This is a genomic window from Streptomyces sp. NPDC002643, assembly GCF_053592555.1.
The window spans coordinates 321,553-331,451 of the sequence record NZ_JBSFVY010000001.1; the positions used below are offsets into that span (position 1 = coordinate 321,553).

Sequence of the window (9,899 nt, forward strand, 5' to 3'; positions counted from 1 at the left end):
TGATTCCGTCAGTCCCGAGTCAACTCTGCCTCGGCCGCCGCCAGCGCCGCGAACTCCTCCTCCGGGGCCTTCGCCACCAGGCGCTTGCGGCTGTACAGGCCGAAGTACGCCACGGCCACCGCGTACACGCCGAGTGCGATGAACGCGGCGGTGACATCGACGAGGAACGTCGCCACCAGCGCCGAGCAGGCGAGGACCAGCGCCACCGAGGAGGTCAGCACACCGCCCGGCGTACGGTACGGCCGCTCCAGCTGCGGTTCGCGGCGGCGCAGCACGATGTGGGACAGGGACATCAGGGCGTAGCTGATGGTGGCGCCGAAGACGGCGATGTTCAGCAGGCGGGCGCCGTCGCCGGTGGCCGCGGCGAGCGCGAAGCCGATGGTGCCCGGGACCAGCAGACCGAGGTAGGGGGCCTTGCGGCCGCTGGTGAGGGAGAGGACGCGGGGGAGGTACCCGGCCCGGGAGAGGGCGAACAGCTGGCGGGAGCCCGCGTAGATCAGGGAGAAGAACGACGCGACCAGTCCGGCGAGGCCGGCGTAGTTCACGAAACGGCTGAGCGCGGTGGCCTTTCCGTCCGGCTGGAGTGCCTCGACCAGCGGGTTGCCCGCCTCCTGGATGGCGGCCGAGCCGCGTGCCCCGGCGGCGGCGAGGAAGGTGATCACGGCCAGCACCACGAGGACACCCATGGACCAGCGGATGGCCTTCGGCAGCGTACGGGCCGGGTCCTTGGTCTCCTCGGCGGCCAGCGGCACGCCCTCGACACCGAGGAAGAACCACATGCCGAACGGGAACGCCGCCCAGATGCCGAGCAGACCCATGGGCAGCCAGGAGCCCGCGCCGAAGGCGGAGGAGTCGACCGGGATGTCGTCGAGGGCCGAGACGCTGAAGTCGGGCAGCGCGCCCAGGGCGAACACGACGAGGGCGAGAACCGCGAAACCGGTGACGACGAAGCTCACGAGCAGGGCCTCGCCGACGCCCCAGAGGTGGATGCCGATGAAGATCGCGAAGCAGACCAGATAGACCGGCCAGCTCGACTCCAGGCCGAACAGGCCCAGCGATTCGATGTAGTCGCCGATGAAGATCACGATGGCGGCGGGGGCGAGGACGTACTCGATGAGGATCGCCGTGCCGGTCAGGAAGCCGCCCCAGGGGCCGAGCGCCCGGCGGGCGAAGCCGTAGCCGCCGCCCGCCGTGGGCAGGATCGCGGAGAGTTCGGCGAGGGCGAAGACCATACAGGCGTACATGGTGCCCATGAGCACCGTGGCGATCGCCAGACCGCCGAAGCCGCCCTCCGCCAGGCCGAAGTTCCAGCCGGAGAAGTCACCGGAGACGACGTAGGCGACACCGAGGCCGGTCAGCAGCACCCAGCCTGCGCTGCCGCGGCGCAGCGCTCGGCGCTTCAGATAGTCGTCCGCATCCTCGGCGGGGCGGGTGGGTGTGGACTCCAGGGACATGACGCGACTCCCCACGGGGCGGACAAGCAATGGAATGGATGCATACCATTGCGGCCCCATGGGCGCTAAGGCAAGACTCCTGCGTTAACCGCCCGTAAATCCCTGTCCCCGGGTGCCTGTGAATCCATCCGTCTCCGGGTGTCTGTGAGTCCATCCGTCTCCGGGTGTCTGTGAGTCCCCGTTCCTCGGCGTCCGCGAGTCCCCGTTCGTCGGCGTCCGCGAGTCCCCCGTCCTCAGGCGTTCATGAATCCGTGGCCCTCCGGGGGCGCTTCGAAGCCGCCCAGGAAACCCCGCAGGAGCGCCGACGTCCCCGCGCAGTGCTCGCGCATCATCTCCCGCGCCCCGTCCGCGTCCTGCTCCAGCACGGCGTCGACGATCGCGCTGTGCTGCTGCTGGGAGTGCTGCAGGTTCCGCACCAGAAGAGGGATGCAGTCGAGCAGATCGTTGACGGTCGCGCGGACCGCCGCGTACTGGGCCGCCAGGGAGGGCGACCCGGACAGCTCCGCGAGGGTGAGGTGGAACATCGTGTCCGCCCGGCGGTAGTCGGTGAGGGGCGCGTCGTGCGTACGGGCCAGCGCCTCCTGCAGCCGCGCCTCCTGCTCCTCGTCGAGGCCGTGGGTGGCGCACAGCCCGGCCGCGCCCACCTCCAGCACCTCACGGAACCGCAGGACGTCCTCGACGTCGACCTTCTCGATCCGGCGCCGCAGCTCGTCCTCGCCGCCCGCGTCGGCCCGGGGCAGCACGAAGGTGCCGCCGTACCGGCCGCGCCGGGACTCCAGCAGGCCCTCGTCCTGGAGCACCTTCAGCACCTCGCGCAGCGTCACCCGGCTGATCCCCAGCCGGTCCGCCAGCTCCCGCTCGGCCGGCAGCCGACCGCCCGCGGGCACCAGCCCGAGCCGTACGACCTGCAGGATCTGCTCCAGGGCCTCCTCGAAACCGTTGCCCGCGCGCACCGGGCGCAGCACCGGGCTCAGCCGGTCCTCCGCGCCCCCGTCAGGACCCAGCGCCATCTCGTCGCGCCCCCCTTCCCAAGAAATGGTCCTCTGCAATACCTTATGGCTCCCGGTCCGGCCGAAGAAGCGCGCGGTACGACGCCGTACGAGCGCCGACGCCGACGATGCGTCGACCGCGGCACGAGTGTCCAGACGTGCAGCGGTCGAAAAAGCCCAAGGAGGCCTCCCCGTGGCAGACCGCACACCCCCGCTCGCCGTCGAGGAACTGCACGCCCTCGTCGCGGGCGGTGAGATCGACACTGTCGTCCTGGCCTTCCCCGATATGCAAGGGCGGCTCCAGGGCAAGCGGTTCGCCGCGCGTTTCTTCCTCGACGAGGTGCTCGCCCACGGCACCGAGGGCTGCAACTACCTGCTCGCCGTCGACACCGAGATGAACACCGTCGACGGCTATGAGATGTCCTCCTGGGACCGGGGGTACGGCGACTTCGCCATGCACCCCGATCTGAGCACCCTGCGCCGGGTCCCCTGGAACGAGGGCACGGCCATGCTGATCGCCGACCTCGCCTGGAGCGACGGCTCGCCCGTGGTCGCCGCCCCCCGCCAGATCCTCCGCCGCCAGCTGGAGCGCCTCGCCGAGCACGGCTACACGGCGAACGTCGGCACGGAGCTGGAGTTCATCGTCTTCAAGGACACCTACGAGCAGGCCTGGGACGCGGGCTACAGAGGGCTCACGCCGGCGAACCAGTACAACATCGACTACTCGGTGCTGGGCACGGGCCGTATCGAGCCGCTGCTGCGCCGGATCAGGAACGAGATGGCGGGCGCCGGGCTGACCGTGGAGTCCGCCAAGGGGGAGTGCAACCCCGGGCAGCACGAGATCGCCTTCCGCTACGACGACGCCCTGGTCACCTGCGACCAGCACGCCATCTACAAGACCGGCGCCAAGGAGATCGCCGCCCAGGAGGGCGTGTCCCTGACCTTCATGGCCAAGTTCAACGAGCGTGAAGGCAACTCCTGTCACATCCATCTCTCGCTCGCCGACGCCGACGGCACCAACGTCATGGCCGAGGGGCACGGGATGTCGCCGGTCATGCGGCACTTCCTCGCCGGGCAGCTCGCCGCCCTCCGCGACTTCTCGCTGCTCTACGCGCCCAACATCAACTCCTACAAGCGGTTCCAGCCGGGGTCGTTCGCGCCGACCGCCGTGGCCTGGGGCTACGACAACCGCACCTGCGCCCTGCGGGTCGTCGGGCACGGGCGCTCCATGCGGTTCGAGAACCGGCTCCCCGGTGGTGACGTCAACCCGCACCTCGCCGTCGCCGGGCTCGTCGCGGCCGGGCTGTACGGCATCGAGCAGAAGCTTGAGCTGCCGGACGTCTGCGAGGGCAACGCGTACACCGCCGAGTACGCCCATGTGCCCACCACCCTGCGCGAGGCCGCCGAGCTGTGGGAGAACAGCCCGATCGCCAAGGCCGCCTTCGGTGACGAGGTCGTCGCGCACTACCTCAACATGGCCCGCGTCGAGCTGGCCGCCTTCGACGCCGCCGTGACCGACTGGGAACTGCGCCGCTCCTTCGAACGTCTGTGAGGCCCCGCTTGTCTTCCGAGCACGTAATGGACGGACTGGATGTACTGGACGTACTGAAAGTTCTGAACCCCGCCACCGAGGAGGTCGTCGCCACCGTCCCGGCCGCCACCGCGGCCGATGTGGACGCCGCCGTCGTACGGGCCGCCAAGGCGCAGTCCATGTGGGCCGCCCTCGCGCCCGGTGAACGCGCCCGGCTGCTGCGCCGCTTCGCGGTCACGGTCGACGAACACCTCGAAGAACTCGCGCGGTTGGAGGTCCGCGAGGCCGGGCACACCGTCGGCAACGCCCGCTGGGAGGCCGGCAACGTCCGCGATCTCCTCGACTACGCGGCGGGTGGCGTCGAACGCCTCACCGGACGCCAGATCCCGGTGGCCGGCGGCCTGGACGTCACGTTCCTCGAACCCCTCGGCGTCGTCGGCGTGATCGCGCCCTGGAACTTCCCGATGCCCATCGCGGCCTGGGGTGCCGCCCCCGCGCTCGCGGCGGGCAACGCGGTGCTCCTCAAGCCCGCCGAGACGACTCCGCTGACCGCACTCCGCCTCGCCGAACTGGCCCTGGAGGCGGGCCTGCCCGAGGGGCTGTTCCAGGTGCTCCCCGGTCACGGGCGCGTCGCGGGCAACGCCCTCGTCGAGCACCCGGGCGTCGCGAAGATCGTCTTCACCGGGTCAACGGCTGTGGGCAAACAGGTGTTGGCAAAGGGCTCGGCGCTGCTCAAGCGCGTCACCCTCGAACTCGGCGGAAAGAGCCCCAACATCGTCTTCGCCGACTCCGACCTCGAAGCGGCAGCGGCGGCCGCCCCCATGGCGTTCCTCGACAACTCCGGCCAGGACTGCTGCGCCCGCACCCGCATCCTCGTCCAGCGCTCCGTCCACGACCGCTTCCTCGACCTCCTCGCCCCCGGCATCGAGTCCGTCCGCGTCGGCGACCCCGCCGACGAGACCACCCAGATGGGCCCCCTGATCTCCAAGGTCCAACTCGACCGCGTCCGCTCCTACGTCGACGCCGACGCGCCCGGCATCCGGGGCAAGGCCCCCGAAGGCCCCGGCTTCTGGTTCCCGCCGACCGTCCTCACCGACGTGGAACCCGGCGCCCGCGTGGCCGCCGAGGAGGTCTTCGGCCCCGTCGCCGTCGTCATCCCCTTCGAGGACGAGGCCGACGCGATCCGGCTCGCCAACGACACCCCGTACGGACTCTCCGGCTCCATCTGGACCCGGGACGTCGGCCGCGCCCTGCGCGTCTCCCAAGCCGTCCGCGCGGGCAACCTGTCCGTCAACTCCCACTCCAGCGTCCGCTACTGGACCCCCTTCGGCGGCTTCAAGCAGTCGGGGATCGGCCGGGAACTCGGCCCGGACGCGCTCACCGCCTTCACCGAAACCAAGAACGTCTTCATCAGCACGGAGGGCCCCGCACAGTGACCGAATCCACCGAAGCCATGGTGTGCCGCCGCCTCGTCGGCCGTACCGCCGTCATCACCGGCGCCGGCAGCGGCATCGGCCTCGCCACCGCGCGCCGGCTCGCCTCCGAGGGCGCGCACGTCGTCTGCGGTGACGTGGACGAGGTACGCGGCAAGGCGGTCGCCGAGGAGGTCGGCGGGATCTTCGTGAAGGTCGACGTCACCGACGCCGAGCAGGTCGAGGCGCTCTTCAAGACTGCCTTCGACACCTACGGCAGCGTCGACATCGCCTTCAACAACGCGGGCATCTCCCCGCCCGACGACGACTCCATCCTGGAGACCGGCCTGGAGGCATGGAAGCGCGTCCAGGAGGTCAACCTCACCTCCGTCTACCTGTGCTGCAAGGCCGCCATCCCCTACATGCGGCAGCAGGGCAAGGGCTCCATCATCAACACCGCCTCCTTCGTGGCCCGCATGGGCGCGGCGACCTCCCAGATCTCGTACACGGCCTCCAAGGGCGGTGTGCTGGCCATGTCCCGCGAGCTGGGCGTGCAGTTCGCGCGTGAGGGCATCCGGGTGAACGCGCTCTGCCCGGGGCCGGTCAACACCCCGCTCCTCCAGGAACTGTTCGCCAAGGACCCGGAGCGCGCGGCCCGTCGACTGGTCCACATCCCGCTGGGCCGGTTCGCGGAGTCCGAGGAGATCGCGGCGGCCGTCGCCTTCCTCGCCAGCGACGACTCGTCCTTCGTCAACGCCACCGATTTCCTTGTCGACGGCGGGATTTCGGGCGCGTACGTCACTCCGCTCTAGAACCCGACGAACTCCGACGAACTCCGACGAACTCCTGAGCGCCGTCACCGACGGGGTGATTAAAGTGCCGGGATGAGCAGTTCGCCGCCGCCCGGCTGGTACCGCGACCCGTCCTACCCGCTCACCGAACGCTGGTGGGACGGGACCGCGTGGACCGACCACCGGCGTCAGCCGGAGCAGCTCCCGCAGCCCCTGGCCCAGCCCGGGCCGCCGCCGCGCAAGGGCCTCGGCCGCACCAAGGTCGTCGCCCTCGCCGTGGCCGGGGCGGTCCTGGTCGCCGGGGCGGTCACGGGCGGCGTCCTGCTCCTCGGCGGCGACGGCGAGGACGGCGACGGCGACGGCGACGGCGGCCAGAAGACCAGAACCACGACGTCCACGCCCACGTCCTCGGCCTCCGCCGCCAAGGAGAGCGCCTCCCCGTCGCCCTCCGCCACCACCGACCCGACCGTCGTCGTGGACGACCTCAACGGCATCACGTTCCCGATCCTCGACGGCTGGGTCAACGGCGAGGAGTCCGGCCAGGACGACGCCGTACTCGTCACCGACGGCACCTTCGACTGCCCCGGCGACGGCTCGCTCTGCCGCAGCGGCCGGGTCTTCTCCCGCACCGTGACCGGCTCCGCCGAGACCTCCCCGAAGGCCCTCGCCGAGAGCGACATCCAGGACGCCACCGACGACCTCTACGACCGCGACAAGCTGGACCGGCTCCCGTACAACGGCGTCACCGGCCACGAGGTCGTCGCCTCCGGCTCGGTCGCGGTCGCGGGCCGCGCCGGCTACTACGTCCGCTGGCGGGTCACCACCGAGGCCGGCCCCGGCGGCTACGTCCAGTCCCTCGTCTTCCCGTCGAGCAGCGGCTCCGAGGCCCCGGTCCTCGTCCGCTTCGCCGTCGACGCGGGCGCCGACGCCCCGCCCGTCACCGACATCGACGAGATCGTCCAGGGCATCCGTTCGATCGACGACGCGGACACGGGCGGGGGAGTGGGCAGCAGCATCGGCCCCTGAGCCCTGCGGGGCTTTACCGGGCCGCTACAGGAAGGTGTGGCCCTCGCCGCGATACGTCGGCACGGTCGACGTCACCTCGTCGCCCTCCACCAGATGCAGCACATCGAACCGCTCGCACAGCTCACCGGCCTTGGCGTGCCGGAACCACACCTTGTCGCCCAGCAGCAGATCGTCGGCGGGCGCTCCCAGCAGCGGGGTCTGCACCTCGCCCGGCCCCTCCTGCGGGTCGTACTTCAACCCCTCCGGGAGATACGGCACGGGCAGCCGGTCGCGCCCGGCGGCACCGGAGGCCGGGTACCCGCCGCCCAGGACGGTGACCACCCCCACCCCCGGCCGCCGTACGACGGGCATGGCGAACAGCGCGGCCGGACGACCGCTGAACGAGGTGTAGTTGTCGAAGAGCCGAGGCACGTACAGCCCCGAACCGGCGCCGATCTCGGTGACGACATCCTCCGCCGCCGTGTACTGCACACTGCCCGTACCGCCGCCGTTGACGAACTCCAGGTCCGGCGCCACCGCCCGTACGGCCCGCACGACCTCGGCCCGCCGCGCGGCCAGCTCCTTCTTCGCGGTGGCCTGCATCAGCCGCACGGCCCGCGACTTGAGCGGCCGCCCCGCGACGGAGTCCCCGACGCCCGCGATATGCCCCTCGTACGCCATGATCCCGACCAGCTTGAACCCCGGGCGCTCGGCGACCGCGCGGGCCATCCCGGCGACCTGGGCGGGCGAGTGCAGCGGCGAACGCCGGGCCCCGACCCGCACCCGGCCGCCGAGCAGCTTCAGCGAGGTGTCCAACTCCAGGCAGACCCGTACCACTTCACCGCCGCCGCGCCGGGAGGCGTCGATCAACTGGAGCTGGGAGGGGTCGTCGACCATGACGGTCACGGCGGCGGCGAGCTTGGGGTCACCGGCCAGCTCGGCGAAGGCCTCGCGGTCGGCGGACGGGTAGGCGAGCAGGATGTCGTCGAACCCGGAACGCGCCAGCCACAGCGACTCGGCGAGGGTGAACGACATGACGCCCGCGAAGCCGTCCTTCGCGAGAACCCGCTCCAGCAGCGTTCGGCACCGCACGGACTTGCTGGCGACGCGGATGGGCTTGCCCGCCGCCCGGCGGACGAGATCGTCCGCGTTGGCGTCGAAGGCGTCCAAGTCCACGATCGCGAGAGGGGCGTCGAGATGGGCGGTGGCCCGGTCGTAGCGGACCCGGTCGGCGGCGCGCGCAGTCATGAACGAAGCCTGCCAGAACTGATTACCGCAGGGTAGGGGGACGTTCCGGGCCAAAGCCGCGGGCTGGCCGACTGGTTCCCGTTCGACGGGGGCCAACCCGTAGAGTGACGCGAACGCAGGGACGACCTCCACGGGGATGCCGATCCGCTGCCACGGGTATGGCTTGCCCGTGGTGTGACGGCCGTAGGCGAGGCCGTGACCTGCGTACGGCCGCTCCCCACGGGCGGTCGTCTGCCGTCCGGACGACCTCCGGGCCGGCCCGGGTACGAGGAAGCTGGGGGGTGCATGAGCACGGAAGCGCGCCGCGCCTCCCTCCCCCCGCGCCCACCCCACAGGCCCACACCACCCCAGGACGCCGACACGACATCGCTCCGCTCCGACCCCGCCCACCGCGAGCCGCCGGGGCCGGGGGAGCGGACGCGCGACGAGGCCCCGGGGACAGAGGCACCCACCGAGGCCCCGTCCGGCCGGGGGCCACTCACCGACGACGCCATCGAGCCGGGTTTCTTCACGAGGAGACGGCCGGGTCCGCGACCGCTTTCCGGTGATGTGCCGGGGGCGGGTGTGTCTCGGGGTGGTGCGCCGGGGTCGGGCTCGTCTGCTGGTGCGCCAGGTTCGGGTGTGTCCGGCGGTGGTGCGTCGGGCTTGGGTACGGCCGGGCCGGTGGCGTCGTCCGGGGCCGGGCTGTTCGGGGCCGGAGCGGTCGAGGAGCCGTCGGCGTTGCCGCCCCGCCCGGATCGGGCGCCCTCGGCCGGGGTGAACGGTGGGGCGTCGGCCGTACCCCGCCGTCCCCAGCGACCGCCGACGGCGGGAGTGCCCGCGCGGCCCAGCGTTCCGCCGCGACCGTCCACAGCGCCCTCCGCAGGCGCGGGCGCGTCACGGGACGTACGGCACAACGGGGCTTCGCCCGAGGGGCAGCGGCTGCCGTTCACCTCGGACGAGCCCACGCCGCCCCGGCCCGCGAACGGCTCCGGCAAGGACAGTGGGCCGACGCCCTCGCGTACACCCGGCTCCGGCCCGGCGGCAGAGCAGCGCCCCCCGCGTGGCGACACCGCCGACAACCGCACCACTCAACTGCGCCCCGAACACCCCCGCTTCGCCGACTTCCGCCGCACCACGGCCCAGAGCCCCCACACCCCACCACCGCCCCCACCGGCCTCGGCCCGCTTCCCGGACGGCCCACCCAAGCCACGCCGCACGGACACACCCCCCGCCGCACCCTCGGCGCGCTTCCCGGAGGGTCCGCCCGCTGCGTCGGCGCGTTTCCCGGATGGCTCGCCGGAGTCGCGCTCTCAGGACGGGACGTCCGCTGCGTCGGCGCGTTTCCCCGATGGCCCGCACAAGCCACGCCGCACGGGCACACCTCCCGTACCTTCGGCGCGCTTCCCGGAGGGTCCGCCCGCTGCGTCGGCGCGTTTCCCGGATGGCTCGCCGGAGTCGCGCTCTCAGGACGGGACGTCCGCTGCGTC

The 9,899-nt window shown here is 71.9% G+C and carries 7 protein-coding genes; 4 read left to right on the forward strand and 3 right to left on the reverse strand.

What is annotated here, in order from left to right; all coding sequences use genetic code 11:
- Positions 1-8: 8 nt before the first annotated feature.
- Both eat and ACWD4G_RS01400 read right to left on the reverse strand, forming a co-directional pair.
- Complete coding sequence (gene eat / locus ACWD4G_RS01395; RefSeq protein ID WP_451290027.1) at positions 9-1,454, reverse strand: ethanolamine permease; 1,446 nt, start codon at positions 1,452-1,454, stop codon at positions 9-11.
- Positions 1,455-1,687: 233 nt separating this feature from the next.
- Positions 1,688-2,464 carry a FadR/GntR family transcriptional regulator gene (locus ACWD4G_RS01400; protein WP_451290028.1) on the reverse strand — a complete coding sequence of 259 codons (777 nt, stop codon included), beginning with the start codon at positions 2,462-2,464 and terminating at the stop codon, positions 1,688-1,690.
- Between the two features lie 172 nt (positions 2,465-2,636).
- Here ACWD4G_RS01400 and ACWD4G_RS01405 point away from each other — a divergent pair, with 172 nt between their 5' ends.
- The 4 genes from ACWD4G_RS01405 to ACWD4G_RS01420 all read left to right on the forward strand — a co-directional run bounded on the left by ACWD4G_RS01405 (position 2,637) and on the right by ACWD4G_RS01420 (position 7,203).
- Entirely contained in the window at positions 2,637-3,995 is a 1,359-nt protein-coding gene (locus ACWD4G_RS01405; RefSeq protein ID WP_451290029.1) for a glutamine synthetase family protein, read from the forward strand.
- Positions 3,996-4,021: 26 nt separating this feature from the next.
- Entirely contained in the window at positions 4,022-5,410 is a 1,389-nt protein-coding gene (locus tag ACWD4G_RS01410) for an aldehyde dehydrogenase family protein (protein WP_451290030.1), read from the forward strand.
- Between the two features lie 17 nt (positions 5,411-5,427).
- A complete protein-coding gene (locus tag ACWD4G_RS01415) occupies positions 5,428-6,198 on the forward strand; it encodes a 3-oxoacyl-ACP reductase (protein ID WP_451290275.1) in 771 nt (256 codons plus the stop codon).
- A 72-nt stretch (positions 6,199-6,270) separates the two neighbouring features.
- Entirely contained in the window at positions 6,271-7,203 is a 933-nt protein-coding gene (locus ACWD4G_RS01420; RefSeq protein ID WP_451290031.1) for a DUF2510 domain-containing protein, read from the forward strand.
- Between the two features lie 24 nt (positions 7,204-7,227).
- Here the strand turns inward: ACWD4G_RS01420 and ACWD4G_RS01425 are convergent, their stop codons facing one another.
- Positions 7,228-8,430 carry an amino acid deaminase/aldolase gene (locus ACWD4G_RS01425; protein WP_451290032.1) on the reverse strand — a complete coding sequence of 401 codons (1,203 nt, stop codon included), beginning with the start codon at positions 8,428-8,430 and terminating at the stop codon, positions 7,228-7,230.
- Positions 8,431-9,899 lie beyond the last annotated feature (1,469 nt).